The organism is Corallococcus sp. AB030 (assembly GCF_003668965.1).
Classification (GTDB): domain Bacteria; phylum Myxococcota; class Myxococcia; order Myxococcales; family Myxococcaceae; genus Corallococcus; species Corallococcus exiguus.
Genome location: NZ_RAWQ01000194.1, coordinates 1 through 21,168, shown reverse-complemented (window position 1 = coordinate 21,168; position 21,168 = coordinate 1). Strand labels below are relative to the sequence as shown.

The window sequence follows — 21,168 nt, the reverse complement described above, 5'->3', positions numbered from 1 at the left end:
GGTGGAGCCGGCGCCCTCTCGCAGGGTGGTGGCTTTCGTCGTGGGGCCGGCGGTGCGGGTGGCGTGGCGGCTGGGGCCGGCGCTCGCGTTGGAGGCGGCGCTGTCGGGCGAGGTGCTCCTGGGACGCCCACGGCTGGGGTACGCGGTGGATGGCGGCTTCGTGCTCCGGGAGGACGGTGCGTCCGTGCGTCCCCGACTGGGCGTGGGGATGGTGATTTTTCCGTGAGCACCGATGACCCGAATGGGCGGCGTCCCTTCTCCTTGATGGGCATGAGGAGCTCGGGCTCACATGCGACCGTCGCGCCCCGTGGCGAGGACGCCCGGCTGACGGCGGCCATGCGGGGACAGCGCGACGCGACCGAGTCCCTGCTCCTGGAGCTGCTGCCGCGCGTGCGCAACCTGGTGCGCTACCTGGTGCGGGGGGACATGGACGTGGAGGACATCGCCCAGGAGTCGCTCATCGCGCTGGTGCGGGGCCTGCCCACCTATCGCGGCGACGGGCGTTTCCACGGCTGGGTGGACCGGGTGGTGGTGCGCACCACGTTCGCGTGGCTCAAGCGTTCACGCGGCCGCGAGGCCCGCTACAGTGGGGACCCGGTGGAGTTGTTGGCGGTGCCGTCCGACGAAGCGCCGGCGGACGAATATCTGCACCGCCGTCACCTGGTGACGTTACTGGACAGGTTGTCGACGGAGCAGCGGCACGCGCTGGTGCTGCACCACGTCCTGGAATTGAGCGTGCAGGAGATTTCGACAGAGCTGGGAGTCCCCTTCGAGACCGTGCGCAGCCGCCTGCGCCTGGGACGCACCGCCTTGCGCGCGCTGGCCTCGGATGGCGAGGCACCCGAGGGGGAGTCGTCATGAGCCCCCGCCCCCCCGACGACGGTGACGGTGAGCCGCTGGACGACCTGCTGCGGCCCCTGGACAACGGCAGTGGGCCCGCGCGGCGGCTGTCCCGGCAGCGTTCGAGCGCGCTCGTCCAGGCGGCGTTGGACGCGGCGCTCCAGCAGGCGCCGGAGCCGCCGCGAAGACGCAGGCGGCCTCCCGTGTGGTTGATGGCGGGCGCGGCGCTCGTCTTCACCGGGGCCGCGGCCGCCGCCGTGTGGCGCTATGCGCGGCCCGCGCAACCGCCCCCGCAGGTGCTGACGCCAGCCGTGCCGGAGCCGACGCGGATGGCCACGCTGGAGCCGGTGCCCCTGCCCCCGCCCGCGCCGCCCGAGCCCTTCGTCATCGAGCATCCCCGGCCGCTGCGTCCGAGCATCACCGTGAAGGAGTCGTCGAAGCCGGAGGACCTGCTGCGGCAGGCCAACGCGTTCCGTTCGGCGGGGAATTGGAAGGAAGCGGAAGGGCTGTACCTGCGCGTCATCCGCGCGGAGCCGTCGTCGCTGGCGGCGTACGTCGCGCGTGTGGCGTCGGGGGCGCTGCGGTTGGAGCACCTGGGCGACGCGCGAGGCGCCCTGCGCCAGTACCAGGACGCGGTGCGGCTGCAACCCGGTGGCATGTTGGATCCGGAGGCGCGCCACGGCGTGGCGGAAGCCCACCGCGCCCTGGGCGACACGGCCGCGGAGGCCCGAGCGCTGGGTGAGTTCCTCTCGCTGCATCCGGACTCGCCGCTGAGCGCGGCGTCGCGCGCGCGGCTCCGGGAGCTGTCGCCGCAATGAGGCTCCACATCGCGGGGTTCGTGGCCTGGACCGCGCTGCTGGGTGCCGGGTGCACGGTGGATGATCCGGTGGCCACGCTGCGTTCACCCGACGCGGGGACCGACGTTCCGGATGAATGGGCAGCGCACTGCGAGGACAGCGGGCCTCCGCTCCTGCTGGGCAATCCGGCAGCGGGGCCTCAGGTGTGCAGCGGCCAGCTGGCGCAGACGCTGTTCCGCCGCGCGGCGTGTTCCTGCGAGGGACTGTCCCTCAGCGCCCCCTTCACCGTGGATGCGTTCCGAAGCTCGGCGGGCCCCTACGCTCCCGGTGGCACGGGCGGCGACGTGGGCGTGAACGGAGTCCTGTCCGCGAACGACCGCGTCACGGTGGGCGGCTTGCTCCAGGTGGGGGGCGTCCAGCTGAGCAGTCCGCTCACGGTGGGCGGCGGCCTGGACAGCAACGGTCCCCTCTCCGGCCCCGGCACCTCCGCCACCGTGACGGGTGACGCACGGGTGAATGGGGACGTGGGGCTCGCCGCGCTCACCGTGGGCGGCGTGCTCACCGTCCCTCCGGAGTTCTCCCCGGGCCCTGCCCAGGCGTCGGAGTTGCGCCGTGAGCCCGTGCCCGCGGTCATCCCCTGTGACTGCGCCGAGGGTTCCCGCTTCGACCCGGCCGCGCTCATCGCCCACCACACCGTGGACAACGACAACGCCGCCATCGGCCTGGACCCGGCGACGCTGACGGACGTCACCGGCGAGCGCGTGCTGGAGCTGCCCTGTGGCCGCTTCCTGCTGACGCGAATCGCGGGACAGGGCCGGGCCACGCTGCGCATCCGGGGCCGTACCGCGCTGTTCATCCCCGGTGGCGTGGACCTGAAGGAAGCGCTCACCGTGGACGTGCAGCCTCCCGGCGAACTGGACCTCTTCCTCGCGGGGGGCTTCATCGTGTCCGGCGACCTCACGCTGGGGTCCGCCGCCCTGCCCTCGCGGGTGCGCGTCTACGTGGCGGGCTCGCAGGCGTTGGACATCTCCGCGGGCAGCACGCTCGCGGGCAACCTCTACGCGCCCCAGGCCCAGCTCAACCTGAGCGGCAACGCGGAGGTCTTCGGCTCGCTCTTCGTGCGTCACCTGGAGGCGTCCGGCGCGGTGCAGGTGCACCACGACGCGGACGTGCTCGGCGCGGGCGCCGCGTGCCCCGCCGGCCAAGCGGGATGACTACCTTCTCGGCTCATACCTCATGGCCATCGCCCCCGAGGCGAGCTCCAGTCGGCTCACGAGCCTCAAGTCGAGAGGCTTGGACAGCCCCGCGAACAACGTCGGCCCGTGGCCCGCCAGCCTGGGATGCACCACGAACTCATACTCGTCAATCAGTCCGAGCTCCGCCAACGCCAGCGGGAGCTTCACGCCTCCCACGAACAGCCCCTTCCCCGACTCCCTCTTGAGCTGTTGAACAGCCGTCCCCAGGTCCCCGCGCACGAGCTCCGCGTTCCAATCGACCCGGTCCAGGGTGCTCGACACGACGTACTTTTTTGCCGCGTCGATCGCCCGGGCGAAGGGGTCCGTCTGCTCAGGCCCCGCTCCCGCCCCTGCCTGCGGCCGAAACGCTTCCTCCATCATTTCGTAGGTCACCCGGCCAAAGAGGAGGGCATCGGCCCGTTCGAGGTTCTCGACCGCGTGACGGTGCAGGTCTTCGTCCGCGAAGCCCGCACGATGATCACAGCAGCCATCCAAGGTGACGTTGATGGAATACCGAAGAGGTCGCATTGCGTGAGCGTACCGCCGGTCGACGGTCGTCACCACCCGCCAGCTCAGCGGAACACGACGGTCTTGTGGCCGTTGAGCAGGATGCGGTGCTGCACGAACCACGTCACCGCGCGGCCCAGCACCACGCTCTCCACGTCGCGCCCCATCGCCGTCAGCGCCTCGGGTGACAGCGTGTGGTCCACGCGCTCCACGTCCTGTTCGATGATGGGTCCCTCGTCCAGGTCGCCCGTGACGAAGTGGGCCGTGGCGCCAATCAGCTTCACGCCCCGGTCGTAGGCCTGCTGATACGGCCGCGCCCCCTTGAAGCTGGGCAGGAACGAGTGGTGGATGTTGATGAGCCGCCCGCGCAGCGCATCACACGTCTCCGCGGAGAGGATCTGCATGTACCGGGCGAGCACCACCAGGTCCACGCGCTGCTCACGCACCAACTCCAGCAGGCGCGACTCCTGCCGTTCCTTGTTCTCCGGCGTCACCGGCAGGTGGTGGAACGGAATGTCGTGGGACGCGGCCAGTTGGTAGAAGTCCCGGTGGTTGGAGACGATGGCCGGGATCTCCACCGGCAGGATGCCGCTGCGGTAGCGATACAGCAGGTCGTTCAGGCAGTGGCCGATCTTCGAGACCATCAGCAGCACGCGGGGCTTCTCCGCCGCGTCGTGCAGGTGCCACTCCATGGAGAAGCGCCCAGCGAGCGCCCCGAAGGCCTCGCGCAGCGCCGCGGGCTGCGCCTTCCCCTCTTCATCCGCGAAGTGCACGCGCATGAAGAACAGCCGCGTCTGCGGGTCGCCGTACTGGGCGCTGTCGAGGATGTTGCAGCCGTGCTCGGCGAGCCAGCCGGAGACAGCGTGGACGATGCCGCGCTGATCCGGGCACGACAGCGTGAGGATGTATTGGGCGGGACGCTCGGTCATGGACGGCGGCGATTATAGCCCCGCGGGTTGACGGCTCGTCCCCAGGCACGGCGGGGAGTGTCCGGTGTCATGCGAGGGGCACTTCCCTCTCCAGGAACCGAACCTAGACTCTGACCTGAGATGGCCGACAGTCTCCCAGCCGACGCAGCCCGCCGACGACGACCGGTGTCGGACTCCCTGCGCGAATACGGCCGGGGCATCGCGGGAGGCCTGCTCTTCAGCCTGCCGCTGCTCTACACGATGGAGGTGTGGTGGGCGGGCTTCACGTCCCATCCGGCCAGCGTGCTGGGCTACCTGATGGCCACGTACGTGCTGCTGCTCGGATACAACCGCTACGGCGGCTTCCGCCGGGACGTGTGCTGGTTCGACGTCTTCACCGACTCGCTGGAGGAGCTGGGGCTGGGGCTGCTCGTGTCGCTGGGAGTGCTCGTGCTCATCGGCCGCATCGGACAGGGCACGTCACTCCAGGAAGCGGTGGGCATGGTGGTGGTGGAGGCCGGCACGGTGGCCATCGGCGTATCCGTGGGCACCGCGCAGCTGGGAGGCCAGCACCGCGAGGAGAACGAGGACGAGGACAAGAAGCGGCTGGAGTCCGCGGATCACGTCCCCGGCCAGCTGGTCATCGCGTTCTGCGGCGCGATGTTGTTCGCGGCCAACGTGGCGCCCACGGAGGAGATCGTGATGATCGCCGTGGAGACACCGCCCTGGTGCCTGCTGGGGCTCGCCGTGCTGTCGCTGCTGCTGGGCGGGCTCATCCTCTTCCAGAGCGACTTCACCCGCGCGCACCGCTTCACGCGCCGCCGCCTGCGCCGTGACGTGCTGGCGGGCACGTTCGTCACCTACGCGGTCGCGCTGCTGTCGAGCACCTTGGTGTTGTGGTTCTTCGGCCGGTTCAACGGCAACGGCCTGAGCATCTGCGTGGCGCAGGTGGTGGTGCTGGGGCTGGCGTCGACGCTGGGGGCTTCGGCGGGGAGGTTGCTCATCCAATCATGAAGACGAATTGGAACTGGCTGGAGGGCGTCGTCTTCATCGCGAGCTGCGTGCTCATGGCGTTGGTCATGGGCTACCTGGCGGTGGACGCATGGACGACGGGCAGCGGCCCGCCGGACCTGACCGTGCAGGTGGGCGCGCCAGTGGCCAGCGAGAGAGCCCGGGAGTGGCGGGTGCCCGTCACGGTGACGAACCACGGCGACACGGCGGCGGAGGAGGTCCGCGTGCGCGTGTCGCTGCGAGGCGGCCGCGAACCGAAGGAAGAGGCGGAGTTCGTGCTGGCGTACGTGCCGCGCCACTCGCAGCGCGAGGCCTGGGTCGCCTTCCGTGAGGACCCGGCTCCCGCGGGCGTGGAGGCACACGCGGTGGGCTTCGCCGCGCCCTGATGCCCGCTGCTATCCTGGCGGCACATGCGCTCCAGGAAGACGTGGTGGTGGGCCGCCGTGCTCGTCCTCGGACTGGGCGTGGCCGTGGTGTGCTTCCGGGAGCCGCCAGGCGGTGACTCCTCCTCGAGCCCGCATGTTCGTGCTGCGGAGACAGAGCGCGCGAGAGCGCGATTCGCCCCGCTGTTGGCTCCGCATGCGGAAGGCTCGCTGCGCATCACCGGCGTCGTGCGCGATGCGCGCGGGCCCGTCGCGGGCGTGCAGGTGTCCGCGTCCCGCGTGGACGCGGACACGCTGTCGGAGCGCCCCTGTCCTCAGCAGCCATCGGACCACCGGCACGCCTCTCCGTGGCTCCATCACGGGAACTGCTGCTTCGTGGAGATGGCCGCTGGGTTCGCACGCTGGGTGGAAGCTCGTGAGGGTGAAGCGCCTGTGGTCGCGCAGACGCTGACGGCGGACGACGGCACGTTCGTGCTCAAGGGCTTGTCCGCCGGGGCCTTCACCCTCTGGGCCCTGGGTGACACGGGCGCGACCGTGCGGCCGGGCATCCCGGCGGGCAGCGACGCGGTGCTGCTGCTGCTGGAGCCGGGCTTCTTTTTCTCCGGCAGGGTCGTCGAAGAGCTCACGCGGGCGCCTGTTCCCGGCGCCCAGGTGACGTTGATCCACGAGGACGGGTCTCGATTCTTCGATGCGCTCACGGACGCACAAGGGCGCTTCCGGGCCGGGCCCCTTCCCGCGGGCCGCTACCTGAAGGTCGCGAGCGCGAAAGGATGGCGGACGAAGTCCTTCGACGACGACGACGTCTGGAGGGACGCGGACACGGACGTGACGCTCGAGCTCCAAAGGCGGACACGGCTGGAAGGACTCGTGCTGACACCCGAGGGACTTCCCGCGAGCGGCCTGGACGTCCATCTGCGTCCCACGGAGGAAGGAGGAGACACGTCGAGCACCCGGACCGATGTACACGGCCGGTTCGTCTTCGAGGAGGTCTCCGTTGCTCCGCAGGAGCTCTGGACCCAAGCCAGGGACGGGACCACCCATGGCGAGGCCTGGGTGACGCCTCCCGGGAACGTGGTCCTCCGGATGAAGCCATCCTGGTCCATGGAGGGGACCGTGAGGGACGAACAGCACAGGCCCCTGGCTGGCGTGCGTCTGCGCGTGAGCAGCCATCGACTGGGCGGCCAGCCCCCTCCCGCGACGCTGACGGATGCGGCGGGCCGCTACCGGCTTGGATTGCTGCTGAACCCCGCGATCAACCTCGAATTGATGCGCGAGCACTACATCGACAGACTCGAGCCCGTCAGCCTTGGGAAGGCCCATGAAGGACCGTGGGACTTCACGCTCACGCGGGCCCAGCAGTTCGAAGGCAGGGTGGTCGACACGGAAGGACTGCCGCTCGCGGGTGCGCAGGTGACGCTCGACATGACCCACGATGTGCCTGAAAGGCTCTTCCGCTCGCACTTCCCCGAGGATGGGATCGCCGAGTCGGACGAGACAGGCCACTTCTTCGTGGACAGCGAGAGGAAGGGCTCCGGCCGGGTGCTTGTCACGGCCCGGGGGTTCCGCTCCGTGCTGCTCCCCGTGGAGGTCCCGTCAACAGGGGTCCGGGTGGTGATGAGCCGCGGCGCTTCCGTGTCCGGCGAAGTCCTGGATGCGACGGGACGCCCCGTGTCCAACGCGAAGGTCTGGCTCTGGAACACCGCGCCGCGGAGTGGAGACGCCCACCGCGCCGACGTGGACGCGCAGGGGGCCTTCTCCCTGGGCGGACTGGAGCCAGGGCACTACGTCGTGGAGGCCCGGCTGCGGACCCCAGGCATCGAGCGCGCCGTGTCGCAACCCCTGGACCTGGAGGAACGGACACAGGCCACCGTGTCCCTGCGCTTCCAGGAAGGGCGCACGGTGCGGGGCATGACGGTCGACAGCGCCGGGCAGCCGGTGCCTGCCGTCCGGATCCAGGCCTGTCTCCTCCTGGAGGACGTCCCCGCGTGGCAGACGGATGCCCCTGACTGTTTCCCCGGCGGAGAGGGCGGCATCCTCTCCGGACTGGATGGCCGCTTCGTCTTCAAGCACCTGACGGCCCCGGCATACCGGCTCATCGCCTGGAAGGAAGGCGAGGCCTTCGCGCCTTCGCGCTCACGAGGCGGGACGCCCGATACCACCGCCCTCCTCGTCACGGCAGGGAAGGAGGACGTCCGGTTGGTCCTGGAGCGCAGACCGCGCCTGCGAGGACAGGTCGTGAGCGACAACGGGACGCCGCTGCCCTGCGAGGTCCGGGAACGCTCCCCGTGGGTCCATGCTCCGGACGGGACGTTCGAGCTCCCACTGCCAGAAGATGGGCCTGCGCGCATCCAGGTGCGGGCGAAGGGATTCCTGGATCTCCAGCGGGAGTTCGTCGTGAGTCCTGGCACGGACATCGACCTGGGAACGCTCCGGATGAGCCGGGGCCGCACGGTACGCTTCAGGGTCCTGGATGAAGCCACCCGCGCACCGCTCGCGGGCGTCAGCGTCGGGTTCGATCCTCTCAGCGACCCACTGACTCCGCTCGGCCACGCGCTGCCATCCCACTACGGGAACCTGGACGCGGAAGGTGGCATTGCATTGGAGGGAGTGCCCTTCGAGAGAGCCTCCTTCTTCATCAGCGTGCACACGAACGCGGAGACCGAAAAGGAGGTTGTGCTGGATGCGACGCAGGAGACCGTCACGGTGCTGGTGCCTGGCCCGGAACGTTGAGTGAGGCGAACGGCTATCGTGCGACTTCGGATTCGAGGAGACGCGGCGCATGCGGAGGGGAAAGCAGGCAATAGGCTTCACGGTCGCGGTCGTCGTCGGACTGTTGCTCCTGGGCTTCTTCGTCCTGCGCGAGCATGGGAGTGCTCCAGGTCCTGCGTCCCAGCACTCCACCAAAGCCTCCCGATTCGTCACCGGCCCCCATGCGAAGCAGGCTCCCGCCACGGGAAGCCCGCGCATCACCGGCGTCGTGCGCGATGCGCGCGGGCCCGTCGCGGGCGTGCGCGTGTTCGCGTCCCGAGCAGAACCCGAGGTCACGCTGTCGGAGCGCTCCTGCCCTCCTTCCGAGGATGCACCCGCTGAATCTCCGCCCCGGCTGATGGAGTGCTGGAACGAAGCCTTCGATGAGCTGGTGGATCAGATCGGCAAGCGTGAAGGAGAAGCCCCCACCGTCGCGGAGACCCTCAGCGCGGAGGACGGCACCTTCGCCCTGGACGGACTTCCCGACGGAACGGTCACGCTCCAGGCCTCCAGCGGCCTGAGAGTGGCGATGCTCCCGGACGTGGCGACGGGTCAGCAGGACGTGGTCCTCGTGCTCGATGAAGGCCTCTTCTTCGAGGGCGCGGTCCTGGACGATGTGCTGGAAGGCAAACCCATCACGGGTGCCCGCATCACCGTCTTCACCCGGGAACACACGCGATTCTTCCCCGCGACCAGCGGCGCGGATGGACGCTTCCGCATCGGGCCGGTACCGCCGGCCGACCATGGCATCCTCATCACGGCCCCGGGGTTCAGTCCGCTCCTTGAAATGGAAGCGGATCCGCTGAAGGACACCTTCGTCCTGGATCGCCCCGCGAAGTTCGCGGGCACGGTCGTGACGGCGAAGGGAGCTCCCGCACCCGGCATCTCCGTCCGCCTCCACACCCCCAGCCTCGCCCCTGAATCGCGCACCACCCTCACGGATGCGCGGGGACGCTTCTCCTTCCCGTCCAGCGAAGGCGTGCTCGCCCAACTCTTCGCGGAGACCCCGGCGCGCGACGGCTTCGCGACCCTCGGGACCGAGCCGCGCGAGGACGTGGTCCTCACGCTCGGGCCCGGCATGTTCCTCCAGGGCACCGTCAGCGACGAGAGCGGCAACCCGATTCCCGGCGCCCGGGTCGAGGCCTTTCGCCTCGATGAGGACGCACCGTCGCAGCGACGCAAGACTGTCACGGATGCCCGGGGACATTACCGGCTGGGTCCCCTGTTCCGGCTGCCGCATTTCGTGGCGGCCCGCGCCGAGCGCCACGTCGACAGGACAGAGGAGCACGAGGAGCCCGAACAGACCGAGGTGTCGCTCGACTTCACCCTGCCGCGTGCTGTCTCCGTGGAGGGCGTCCTCGTCGACGAAGCGGACCAGCCGCTCGCGGGCCTCGAAGTCCAGCTGCGTCCGGGCGTGGCGCCGAGGCTCTCCCCCTACCTGGGCGTCATCACGGACTACACCGTGACGGACGAAGCCGGACGCTTCCTCCTGGACGCGAAGGAGGCGGGCGCCGCGTGGCTGGACGTCAGTGGCACGAACTTCATTCCCCAGCGCGTCAACGTGACGCTTCCGTCGAGCAAACTGCGGCTGGTGCTGCGCCAGGGCGCGAGCGTCGCCGTCACCGTCCTGAGCGCGACGGGGGCGCCGGTGCGGGACGCCCGGGTGACGCTCTGGCAGCGCGACGCGCGCGGAGCAGCCGACCATGCCGGCGGCACCGACGCTCGGGGCCAGGTCACACTCCAGGGTGTTCCTCCGGGCAGGTACGTGGCGGAGGCCCTCGCTCCAGGAAGGGCCGTGGACGTCCATGCCTCACAATCGCTTGAGGTCCTGCCGGGAGAGGCGCCGTCCGTGACGCTGCGGATGGAGGAAGGCCGGACCCTGCGGGGCGTGGCCGTGACGTCTCAGGGCCGGCCCCTGCCCGGGGTCCACCTTCGCGCGAAAGTCCTGGACGCGGACCGGCCTCTCTACCGTTACAGTGGCGAAGGGTACAGGACCAGGGCGGAGCGGCGCGCCGAGGGTGTCCACACGGATACCGAAGGCCACTTCCTCCTGCGCTCGCTGAGCGCCTCCCGCTATGAGCTCACCGCGTCGCTCCAGGATCATTACCTGGACGCCCGGGCCTCGCAGGGCGTCCGCGCTGCCGAGTACGAGGCCGCCGTGGTGGACCGGGACACAACGGAAGTCCGCCTGGTGATGCGGCGCATCCCTCATGTGCGGGGCCGGGTGGTAGCGGAGGGCGGCGCGAGGCTGGCGTCCTTTGTCGTGAACGACCACGAGTACACGGACCCGGATGGCCGCTTCGACCAGCAGCTGATCGAAGTGAGCGGCCCCCAGAGGATCGTGGTGCAAGCCCGCGGGTTCGCGCCGGTGGACCGCACCGTCACACCGGACGGAGAAAGCGACCTGGACCTCGGCACGCTCACGCTGACGCGAGGGAGGACCCTGAAGGTGTTCCTGCGCGAGGCAGCGACGGGGGCGCCGTACACCGGACGCGTTCGCGACGATTCAGGCCAGGAGACGACGGTGGCCGTCAGCTATCACGTCGAAGAAGACGGCGTCGTGGACGGCCCGTCCTTCCGGGCGCCGAGGCAAGCCGTGCCCTCGAAGGACGGCTCGCTGCTGCTGGAGCAGGTGCCCACCACGGCGTGCACGCTCGAGGTGGACACCGAGTTCCACCTGCCGCTGCGCGTGACGGTGGGCGCGGAGGTGGAGCACCTCACCCTCTCGCTCGAGAAGGGCGCCCGCGTGACGGGCCACGTTCGCGACGCGCAGGGCCAGCCCGTGAAGGCCCAGCTCATCTTCACGCGACCCGACGGCTCGGATTTTCGACGTAAGCCCGGCCCGGGTGACTTCACGCTCGCGGTCATTCCTCCGGGGCTCTACACGGTGGATGTCTGGCCAGAGGAGCGGACGAATGAAGTCATCTTCCAGCCCCGCGTGGTGCGAATCCCCAGCAGTGGCGACGTCACGCTCGAATTCGACGCCCTGGGCGCGGGCACCACCGTCACGCTCCGGCTGCCGGAGGATGTCGACACCGCGTTCCTGCTGTCCGGACGGGCCCCCACTCCCAACAACAGCAGGGCCTTCGACTACCTGATCCATCAGCAGCACCCCTTGACCGAATGGACCGGCACGTCCGTCACGTTCCGCCGTGTGCCCGCCGGCCACTACACCGTCATCGCGGGCAACCGCGGCCAGGAGCGCATCCACCGCGAAGAGCTGGACGTGCCCGCCGAAGGCACCGTGTCCCGCGACGTGAAGCCGGTGTGGATGCCCCTCGCGCGCTGACTCACGCGCTATCCTGCCGCGCATGGGGAACGGCGGACCTGGGGGATTGAAGCCTTGGATGGGAGGAGCCGCGCTGGCTGTCGTCGCGCTCCTCGCGTTCCTGCTGTGGAACACCCAGGCGCCTTCGTCCGTGAAGGACTCGCCCGTGACCACGGTGTCGTCCGCGCAGAAACCCGTGGCCCGGCCGACACGGGTGACCACGCCCCCACGTCCCGCGGGAACCGCGCGCATCACGGGTCGCGTGCAGGGAACCCATGGCCCGGCCGCGGGCGTGCGCGTCTCCGCGTCCCGCGTGGAGCCCGGGGTCACGCTGTCGGAGCGGTCCTGTCCCAATCCTTCCGGCCAGGACGACGCACGGGCTCCGGCCCTCAAGAGCGGCGCGTGCAGCTTCGACTCCGAGCGCATGCAGTGGGAGTCCGTGGAGGCCCGCGACGGCGAAGCCCTCGTGTTCGCGGAGGCGGCCACTGACGAGGAGGGCCGCTTCGTATTGGAGGGATTGCCCGAGGGCCTCATCACGCTCTGGGCCCTGGGCGACACGGGCGCGGTGTCGCAAGGTGGCGTGGCGGTGGGCTCGAACGACGTGACGCTGACGCTGGAGCAAGGCGTCCTCTTCGAGGGAACCGTCACGGACACGGACCGGAAGACGCCCATCCCAGACGCGCGGGTGACGCTCGTCTCCCGCTGGCATACGCGCTTCTTCGACGCGTCCACCGACGACGAGGGCCGCTTCATCGTGGGCCCCCTGCCCCAGGGCGACTACGCCGCCTTCGTCACCGCCGAGGGCCGGTCCCCGTGGTTCCAGCCGGAAGTCGAATCACCCACCGCGATGACGACCGTGGTGCTCGCACGTGTGCTCGCCCTGACGGGACAGGTCCTCTCGGCGGAGGGCGCGCCGGTGCCGGGCATCCTGGTGCACCTCGAAGGCGACACCGCGACGGCGTCCACCCAGCGCACCACGACCGATGGAGAGGGACGCTTCCGGTTCACCGCGCCCGCCGTCCTCCACCAACTCACCGCGGAGGCCGGGGGCGCGTTCGCCACACTGGACGTGACACCACCCCTGGAGCACGTGGAGCTGCGGCTCCAGCCCGGCGTGTTCATCACGGGCACGGTGCGAGACGACGCAGGCCACCCCATCTCGAACGCACGCGTGGAGACCTACCGCGAGGACGGCGGTCCCGTCGCCGCCGAGGCAACCACCGTGACGGACGCCGCGGGCCGCTACCAACTGGGCCCCACGCGTCCCGGGCCGCATACCTTCCGGATCCTCGCGCCCCACCACCTGGACGTGGAGCTGCAGGCCCAGAAGCTCCAGCAGGGCATGGCGCCCCTGGACTTCACGCTCCGGCGCGCGCAGAGCGTGGAGGGCCGCGTCGTCGACACGTCGGGCGCTCCGCTCGAGGGCATCCTCCTGTCGCTGTCTGGCAGATTCGGCGACGGTGACGGCATCGACTCGGGTGGCGCCCTGCGCTCGGATGCCACCGGGCACTTCGTCCTGGACGTGAAGCGCGCGGGGACAGGTGAGCTGTCCGTGGAGGATCCGTCCTTCCAGCCTCAAACCCTCGCGGTGCGCGTCCCCTCGCGGGATGTCGTCGTGGTGCTGGACCGGGGCGCCTCCGTGTCCGGCACCGTCTCCGATTCGCGAGGGCTGCCGCTGCGGGGAGCCACCGTGACGTTGGGGACGGAGGCGAAGGAGGACACGCCATACGAAGAGCCGCGTCAGACCCTCACGGACGAACAGGGCCGCTTCCAGCTGCAAGGGATTGCCCCAGGCACCTATCTCCTGGGGGCCGTCGTCCAGGGAGACCTGATGGACGCGTCGGTGTCCCAGTCCATCACCTTCAAGGCGCGTGAACACCGGGACGTGTCCCTGCGCCTGGAAGCAGGCCGTGAGCGCTCCGGCATCGCGGTGGATGGGAAGGGCCAGCCGCTCGGGGGCGTCATCCTCATCGCGGTCTTCCTCGATAGCGATTCATCCGATCCGCGAGCCACCGATGACGAGTGGCCTCCTGGCCTCCGCACGGGCCCGGACGGACGCTTCACCTTGCGCGGGCTCGTGGCTCCTCGCTACGCGCTGATAGCCCAGCTGCCGGGCTACACCTTCCGTCCCAGGCGCTCCCAGGGAGGAGAGCCCGCACCGGAGTTCGGAGGCATCTGGGTGGACTCCAGCGAGGCGCCCCTCCAACTCGTGCTGGAGCGCGACGGACGCATCCGGGGCCGCGTCGTGGATCCGGGAGGACAGGCCGTCACCTCGTTCAAGGTGACGGGCACGGACCTCAAGGACTTCGAACAGTCCACCGGGTTGCCGGACGGTGCCTTCGTCGTCCCATTCACCGCCGCGGGCCCTACGCTCCTGACCGTGACGGCCCCCGGCTTCATGCCGCTGAAGCGCCCCGTGAACCTGACGGAGGGCGTGGACGTGGACCTGGGCGTGCTGACGCTCGACCCCGGCTGGACGCTGCGGCTCGCCGTCCACGACGCGGAGACCGGCGAAGCCCTGGCCCAGTTGGAGTCCTTCCGCGCGACCATCACCGAGCCAGGGGACTCCGACGTCGCCCGCGCGATGGCGCGTCCCCGAAACGTCTCCCTTCGCGACGGCGTCTACACCCTGTCGCAGCTGCCGCCCCCGCCCTTCACCCTGGCGCTCCACAGCCGCAATGCGCGCCCCTTCGAGCAGGAGGTGACGGCCCGCGTGGACACGCTCACCGTGGCCCTGGACCGCGCCGCGACGGTGAGGCTCCTGGCCCGGGACACGAACGGTACGCCCCTGCCCGCGCTCGTCTCGCTGAAGGAGGTGGGGAGATTTCCCATGACCCGCTACCAGGACTTCGCCCCGGGGGGCACGCTCGTCATCCGGGGCGTCGAAGCCGGCGAGTACCTGCTGGATGCACGCGCCGCCGACCCGGACGAAGGGCCCCGCTTCACGCCCCGGAAGGTGCTGATTCCCCCCCGGGGTGACGTGACCTTCACCGTGGAGGCCGCCCCTCCGTGAAGCCACGCGGCCCCCAATGAAAACGGCGGCCTTCCCTGGGGAAGGCCGCCGCTCTCACTGCTTCGGGCTCCGGACTACTGAGCGGTGGTGATGGTGCCCACCGCCACGTTGATGGTCTGCAGCGAGCCGGAAGCCGGCAGCGCGTGCGCCTTGAGGACGGTCAGCGGCACCAAGGTACCGGCCGGCGTCTCGGCGGTGGCCTTCACGGTCAGCGCCACGGACAGCAGCGCGCCGTTGTACGCGTGCGCCGGAGCGCCCTTCTGGTACACGCCCACGCTCAGCGTGCTGCCCTTCACGCCCGACTTGAGCAGCTGGGGCGCGGCGCCAAGGTCGTAGCCAGCGTTAGCCACGTACTCGGTGCCGTCCACGGTGGACCAGGCCGCGGTGGCCGCATCCAGCCCCAGCGTCAGGTCCGCGCCGCGGCCGGACTGGCCCGTGGGGCCCACCAGGTCCAGCACCAGCGTGTTGCCCGAGGACAGGGTGGCGTTGCGAACCAGGCGCCAGCCCGTACCCGTGGGGTCCACGTACTTCACCGTGCCGGCGACGGGCACGGTGATGGTGGCGGAGTCCTTCTTCGACGCATCCGCCACGCTGGTGGCCGTCACGGTGAACGTGCCCGGCTTGTTCGGCGCGGTGTACACGCCCGCGCTGGTGACGTTGCCGTTGGCCGAACCACCCTCCACGGACCAGGTCACCGCGACGACGGAGGTGCCCGTGACTTCGGCCGTGAGGTTGACGGAGGTCCCCTGGTCCACGGTGGCCGTCTTCGGAGAGACCGTCACCGCCACCGTCGGGACGACGATGTCGCCCACGGTGAGGGTGGCCGAGTCGGACTTCGTCGGATCCGCCACGCTGGTGGCCGTCACGGTGAACGTGCCCGCGCGGCGCGGCGCCCGGTACACGCCCGTGCTGCTCACGGTGCCGTTGTCGTCACCGCCCACCACGGACCACTGCACCGCGACGTTGTTGGTGCCGGTGACCTGCGCGGACAGCGAGAAGGCGGCATCCTGCGCCACCGTGCCCGTCTTCGGAGTGACACTCACCACCACCGTCTCGACGACGACGGGGTCCACCCGGATGGTGGCCGTGGCCTTCTTCGCCGGGTCCGCCACGCTGGTGGCCGTCACGGTGAACGTGCCCGTCTTCTTCGGCGCGCGGTACACGCCCGTGGTGCTGACGTAGCCGTTCGCGTCGCCACCCTCCACGGACCACTGCACCGCCAGGTTGTTGGTGCCGGTGACCTCGGCCGTCAGCTGGACCGTGCCATCCCAGGTGGTGGTGCCCGACGAGGGGCTCACCGTCACCTTCACCTCCCCGACGACGACCGGCTCCACCGTGATGGCGGCGGAGCCCTTCTTCGTCGGGTCCGCCACGCTGGTGGCCGTCACGGTGAACGTGCCCGGCGTGTTCGGCGCCGTGTACCGGCCCGTGCTGCTGACGGTGCCGTTCGCGTCGCCACCCTCCACGGACCACTGCACGGCCGTGATGGAGGAACCGGAGACTTCCGCCGTCAGGTCCGCGACGGTCCCCTGACCGATGGTCGCCACCTCCGGCGTCACCTTCACGATGACCGTCGGAGTCGGAACTGCCTCCACCTTGACGGTGGCCGTGTCCTTCTTCGAGGTGTCCACCGCGTTGGTGGCCACCACGGTGTACGTGCCGGCCTCGGCCGGCGCGGTGTAGATGCCCGAGCTGCTGATGGTGCCGTGGGAGTCGCCTCCCTCCACCGACCAGAGCACGCGCGGGTCCTTCGCGTCCTTCACCGAAGCGCTGAAGGTCGACTTCTCACCGGCCTTCACCGTGACGGTCTTCGGAGTCACCGTCACCGGCCCCGTGTCGGGGTCGGAGCAGGCCGCCAGCGCCCCAATCAGGAGCGGAACAATGAGCTTCATCCACGTTTTCATGGGGGATTACCGTCCGAACTGGCTGACGAAGAGGGTGATGTCGTTGTCGTTCACAGAGCCGGCGCCGTCGAGGTTGGTCTCCTCGGAGCCGTTGGTGCCGTAGTCCTGCGCGAGCAGGCCCATGTCCTCTCCGTCCACGACGTTGTCGCCATTGATGTCGCCCGTGTAGACCTGGATGGCCGCCACGGCCTTCGCCGTCGGTACCACGACGCTCGCCGCGGACACGTGGCACAGGCCACGGGCCACCGGCGCGGCGTAGACGCCGTCCGTGCCGACGGTGCCGCAGACGCGGCCCTCCGCCACGGACCAGCTCACCGCCGTGTTCACCGCGTTCGCCACGTTCGCCTGCAGCGCGACGGAGTTACCCACCGGCACCACGAACTGCGCCACCACGAACTCCACCGTGACGGGCAGGAGCGTGAAGGGGGTGCTCGCCTTGGACCAGTTGCCGTAGGCGTCGTACGCCACCGCCTCGAGGATGTGCTCCCCCGGCGCCAGCGGAATCGGGAACAGCGGCAGCGTGTACGGCTCGTACGAGGTCCGGCCCTTCAGGGCGCCGTCCACGTAGAACTCCACGTACGCCACGCCCGTGTCGTCGGTGGCCTCGGCCCGCATCGCGTAGGTCTCGAACAGGCCCTCCACGCTGGCGGTGATGTGCGGCGCGCCCTGGTCCTGGACGGTGGAGTTGCGCACCTCGAAGGTCACCGTGCGCTCCGTCGTGTTGCCGGCCTTGTCCGTGGCCGTCGCCTTGAACGTGTGCGGGCCGTTGGACAGGGTCTTCGTGTCGAACGCGGTCGCGTAGATGCCCTGGACGTCCGTGAAGGAGCTCACCGGGGCGTCATCCACCTGGAACGCGAGGCTGGACGTCCAGACGTCGTCGCTCACGGTGGCCGTGAGCTGCACCGTCCCGTAGCTGCCTTCGACCGCCACGGCGAGCGTGGGGGCCTGGATATCCGCCTGGGTCGAGGTGACCAGGTTGACGTCGTCCACGAAGTACTGGGTGACTCCGCCCGGGATCTGCGGGGCCGCCGTCTGGTCCGCGTCGAAGAACAACTGCACCGTCTGGCCCTTGTACGCGGTCAGGTCGAAGCGGTGCTGGCGGTACTCCCCGCCGGTGTCATCCACGTTGGAGAGCGTCTTCAGCGTCGCCAGCTCGGTGCCGGCGGAATCCCGCACCTTCGCGCTGATGGTGTGGTGGGGCAGGCCGTCGGAGAACGCGCCGTTGTACATGCGCAGCCAGAAGCTGAAGATGGCCGAGGTCGCGGTCGCCGGGATGGCCACGGACTGACGGACGGAGTGCCGCGCCGGACCCGCGTTCGTATAGAAGACGTACATGCGGCTGCCCGTGTGCGCGAAGGACGCGCTGGACAGGATGCCCGTCGAGCCCGACTGCGTCGTCGCGCTCGTCCAGCTCCCGGTGGTCTCGAAGCTGGGATTGAGCACGCGCTGGGTGGAGGTGGTGTCCACGTAGAACGTCACCGCGGGAGAGTCCCCCACGTTGCCGTCCGCGTCCGTGGCCCGGGCGACGAGCGTGTGCGGACCGGCCGTCAGCGTGGCGAGGTTGACGGCCCGGGTGAACGACTTGACCGAGTTGCCCAGCGACGTGCCGTCGACGAGGAACTCCACCGCGTTGACGAAGCCGTTGTCGGACACGTCCGCGAAGTAGCCCACGCGCGTGCCGGAGAAGACCACGCTGGCCTTCACCCGGGGCGTCTCGGCATCCGCCGCGCGGATGACGCGCAGCGAGAAGTCATCCGCCTGGAAGTTGGTGGCGAGCGAGGCGTTCTCGCTGCCCTCCAAGAAGATGCGCACCGTCTGGCCCGCGTAGGCCGTCAGGTCCAGGCTCTGCTGCGCATAGCCCAGCGTCGCGTCCAGGTTGGACCACGTCGCCACCGTCCCCAGCACCGTGCCGGAGGTGTCGCGCACCTGCAGCGTCAGCGTGTCGCGCACGGCGGTGGTCGTCGTCTCGGCGGTGCTGATGTTGAGGAAGAAGGTCAGCGCGGCCTTGGTGACGCCGGCGGGAATGGTGACGTCCTGCCACAGCCGGTCGACGTGCGTCGTGCCATAGCCGTTGAGCCACGCGAAGCCCTGGCCGTTGCGCGGGCCGGAGGCGACCGGGTAGTTGATGTTCGACGGGTCATCCGTCCAGCCCAGGGTGTCCTGTTCGAAGCCCGGGTTGATCAGGAGCTGTTCGAAGCTGTTGGAGACGGTGAAGCTCGCCGGAGCGGACGCGGTGGAGTTGCCGGCCGCGTCGAACGCGACCGCCACCAGCGCGTGGGCGCCGTTGGTCAGCGAGGTGGCGTCCAGCAGGAGCTGGAACGGCTGGGCGGAGACGTTCCCCGCCAGGGCGCCGTCGACGTAGAACTCCACGCGGGCCACGCCGACGTTGTCGTCGGCCTGCGCCTTCAGCTGGATGTCAGGCGCGCTGCCAGAGACGCTCGCGGTGACGGTGGGGGCCGTGCGGTCGTCGTACGTACCGGCGGTGTAGCCCACGTTGATGGCCGCGAAGGCGTTCTGCACCGCGCGGTACTCGTTGGACTGGGAACCGAAGAGGTCCGCCGCGGCCTGGAGGCTGCTGGTGCGGGCCGACAGGTAGTTGGACGCCGGGAACAGGTAGACGGTGAGCGCGCGGTACCAGATGGCCGCCGCCTTGTCGTTGCCGATGCCCCTCATGCCTGCGGGCAGGTAGGTGCTGGAGAAGTCGGTGCTGATCGCCAGCGGCTGCACGCCCTGGGACAGGAAGTAGAAGGCGCGGTTCATCGGGCCGCTGCTGTAGTGCACGTCGATGTTGCCAAGGCCCGGGAACCAGGCGTCCACGCTCGCGCCGTCCAGCGACGGGCGGAACATGATGCGCAGCGGGAACGCGCTGAGCTGCTCGCCCATGAGCCAGTTGCCGCCGGTGTCACCAATGGAGCTGCCGCGGCCGTTGGCCACCCAGAACTCCGTCAGGGCGCCGAAGATGTCGGAGCTGGCCTCGTTGAGGCCGCCGGACTCGCCGTCGTAGATGAGGCCGGCCGTGTGCGAGGTGACGCCGTGGGACATCTCGTGGCCCGTCACGTCGAGCACGCCCAGGGACTTGAAGCCGCCGGCGGCCGGGAACGAGCCGTCGCCGTAGCTCATGCAGAAGCAGCCGTCGCTCCAGAAGGCGTTGTTGTAGAGGTTGCTGGCGTGCACCCGGTTGTAGGTGGGCGAGCCGACGCCGTCGATGCCGTCGCGGCCGAGGATCTTCTTGTAGAAGTCCCAGGTCGCCAGCAGGCCGAAGTGCGCGTCGACGGCGGCCGTCTGGCCGTTGGTGCTCAGGGTGTTGTTGGCACCGACGATGTAGTTCTGCCCGTCGCCCCAGACGTTGTCGGCGTCCGTGTAGAGGGTCAGCGTGGGGACGACGCCGTTCTGCACGGCGGCGTGGTTGACGTCGTAGGTCCGGATGCCCTCGCCGCCAGCGCGCGTGACGTCGCGCAGCTCGAAGAGGCCCTGGGCGTTCTGGAAGACGTCCAACGGGACGTCACCGCTGTATTGCGAGTGGCCGAGGCCCTTGGCGGCGGCCGTCTGGAGCGAGTTCCACTGCTTCAGCACGTCGCCCGACTGCGCGTCGATGATGAAGTCCGTGTGCTTGACGCCGTCCTTCGCGTTCTCCAGCTCGGTGTGCACGTGGTACGCGAGCCGGTAGGCGACGACCTGCGTGTCGAAGTCCGCCGCGTTCTGCTCCGCGACCGGCTTGCCGGGGTAGCGGTTCACGAGCCGCGTCTGGGGATAGACGATGAGCTCGCTCTTCGGCGTGACGGCGAGCTCGCCCTTGGGCGCCAGCTCCTGGGTGGCCTTCGCCGCCGCGGACTTCGCGTCCAGCGCGGGCGTCACGCCCAGGCGGATGCCCTTGCGCAGGCCTTCGGTGGTGATGCGGATGTCCCCCGCGGACAGTCCCTGGTGGGTGATGGCCACGGCGCCCCACACGGGGACGCCCTGGTACGTCTGCTCGAAGCGCGCGTGCGTCTGACCAAAGGCGTCCGTGCTGGAGCTGGCCAGCTGGAAGTCGTCCCGCGAGCTCAGGCCAAGCTGGAGGCTCTGTGCCTTGAGGCTTGCCAGGGACTGCGCCACACGCGCTGGCTCCCGGACCTGGAGCTGCATCAGCGTGGAGGGGGCAACAGGGGTGAGTTTCTCAGCCGCGAGGGATGAACTCGCCGAAACGAGGCCGGCGAGGAGCAGAGGCCACTGGGGCCACGGCTTGGGCATGGAATTGACTCCACAGCATGCAGGGGAACTCCCGCCGGCAGCACCCATGGGGGCGTGCTACCGCCGGAAGGATCACGCTCATGGCGGAGGGGCTGGACTGACTCAGACCTTTACCCCCCGTGGGTTCCACGTTCAGCGTAATTGTCCGCCAGTATACAGCGTCCACATCCCAAGGAAATGGGGGGGGGGGACCCTGATGCTCCTCCGCCCCAGGATTTCTTGAGACACCTATCTGGGGGAATAACCTCCCCCTCGCGAGGTGGATGTGAAGAAGCAACAGAAGCAGGACAGGACGGCGGAGCGCGGTCGGTTCTCGGCGAAGCGGAA

General features: G+C 69.8%; 12 protein-coding genes and 1 pseudogene. 9 read left to right on the top strand and 4 right to left on the bottom strand.

The features are described from left to right. The 4 genes and pseudogenes from D7Y15_RS44915 to D7Y15_RS34080 form a co-directional block, all read left to right on the top strand. Positions 1-226, top strand: a pseudogene (locus D7Y15_RS44915) (hypothetical protein); the annotation flags it as partial. Between the two features lie 38 nt (positions 227-264). Next, positions 265-861, top strand: a complete 597-nt coding sequence (locus D7Y15_RS34090; RefSeq protein WP_169821016.1) for an RNA polymerase sigma factor — start codon at positions 265-267, stop codon at positions 859-861. After that, positions 858-1,658 carry a tol-pal system YbgF family protein gene (locus tag D7Y15_RS34085; RefSeq protein WP_120578290.1) on the top strand — a complete coding sequence of 267 codons (801 nt, stop codon included), beginning with the start codon at positions 858-860 and terminating at the stop codon, positions 1,656-1,658. The genes D7Y15_RS34090 and D7Y15_RS34085 overlap by 4 nt, the downstream gene beginning before the upstream one ends. Continuing rightward, complete coding sequence (locus D7Y15_RS34080; protein ID WP_121755190.1) at positions 1,655-2,851, top strand: hypothetical protein; 1,197 nt, start codon at positions 1,655-1,657, stop codon at positions 2,849-2,851. Before D7Y15_RS34085 ends, D7Y15_RS34080 begins: the two co-directional genes overlap by 4 nt. Here the strand turns inward: D7Y15_RS34080 and D7Y15_RS34075 are convergent, their stop codons facing one another. Continuing rightward, positions 2,852-3,433, bottom strand: a complete 582-nt coding sequence (locus tag D7Y15_RS34075) for a dihydrofolate reductase family protein (protein ID WP_233605192.1) — start codon at positions 3,431-3,433, stop codon at positions 2,852-2,854. It abuts the gene before it with no gap. An 11-nt stretch (positions 3,434-3,444) separates the two neighbouring features. Continuing rightward, positions 3,445-4,308 carry a formyltetrahydrofolate deformylase gene (gene purU / locus D7Y15_RS34070; RefSeq protein WP_120578292.1) on the bottom strand — a complete coding sequence of 288 codons (864 nt, stop codon included), beginning with the start codon at positions 4,306-4,308 and terminating at the stop codon, positions 3,445-3,447. Positions 4,309-4,473: 165 nt separating this feature from the next. On the opposite strand from purU, the gene D7Y15_RS34065 reads away from it, so the two are divergent. The 5 genes from D7Y15_RS34065 to D7Y15_RS34045 are packed head-to-tail and all read left to right on the top strand — an operon-like array spanning position 4,474 to position 14,710. After that, positions 4,474-5,301, top strand: coding sequence for a TIGR02587 family membrane protein (locus tag D7Y15_RS34065; protein ID WP_233605191.1), 828 nt, complete (start codon positions 4,474-4,476; stop codon positions 5,299-5,301). Next, entirely contained in the window at positions 5,298-5,684 is a 387-nt protein-coding gene (locus D7Y15_RS34060) for a hypothetical protein (protein ID WP_121755188.1), read from the top strand. The genes D7Y15_RS34065 and D7Y15_RS34060 overlap by 4 nt, the downstream gene beginning before the upstream one ends. A gap of 24 nt (positions 5,685-5,708) precedes the next feature. Then, a complete protein-coding gene (locus D7Y15_RS34055; RefSeq protein WP_121755187.1) occupies positions 5,709-8,411 on the top strand; it encodes a carboxypeptidase-like regulatory domain-containing protein in 2,703 nt (900 codons plus the stop codon). Positions 8,412-8,460: 49 nt separating this feature from the next. Further along, on the top strand, positions 8,461-11,718 hold the full coding sequence (locus tag D7Y15_RS34050; RefSeq protein WP_121755186.1) for a carboxypeptidase-like regulatory domain-containing protein: 3,258 nt from the start codon (positions 8,461-8,463) through the stop codon (positions 11,716-11,718). Between the two features lie 58 nt (positions 11,719-11,776). Next, on the top strand, positions 11,777-14,710 hold the full coding sequence (locus tag D7Y15_RS34045) for a carboxypeptidase-like regulatory domain-containing protein (protein WP_158629172.1): 2,934 nt from the start codon (positions 11,777-11,779) through the stop codon (positions 14,708-14,710). A 74-nt stretch (positions 14,711-14,784) separates the two neighbouring features. Here the strand turns inward: D7Y15_RS34045 and D7Y15_RS34040 are convergent, their stop codons facing one another. Further along, complete coding sequence (locus D7Y15_RS34040) at positions 14,785-16,602, bottom strand: hypothetical protein (protein WP_121755184.1); 1,818 nt, start codon at positions 16,600-16,602, stop codon at positions 14,785-14,787. 18 nt (positions 16,603-16,620) lie between these two features. Next, the gene (locus D7Y15_RS34035) at positions 16,621-20,841 is read right to left on the bottom strand and encodes a M4 family metallopeptidase (protein ID WP_158629171.1); all 4,221 of its coding nucleotides are present in this window, start codon (positions 20,839-20,841) and stop codon (positions 16,621-16,623) included. Positions 20,842-21,168 lie beyond the last annotated feature (327 nt).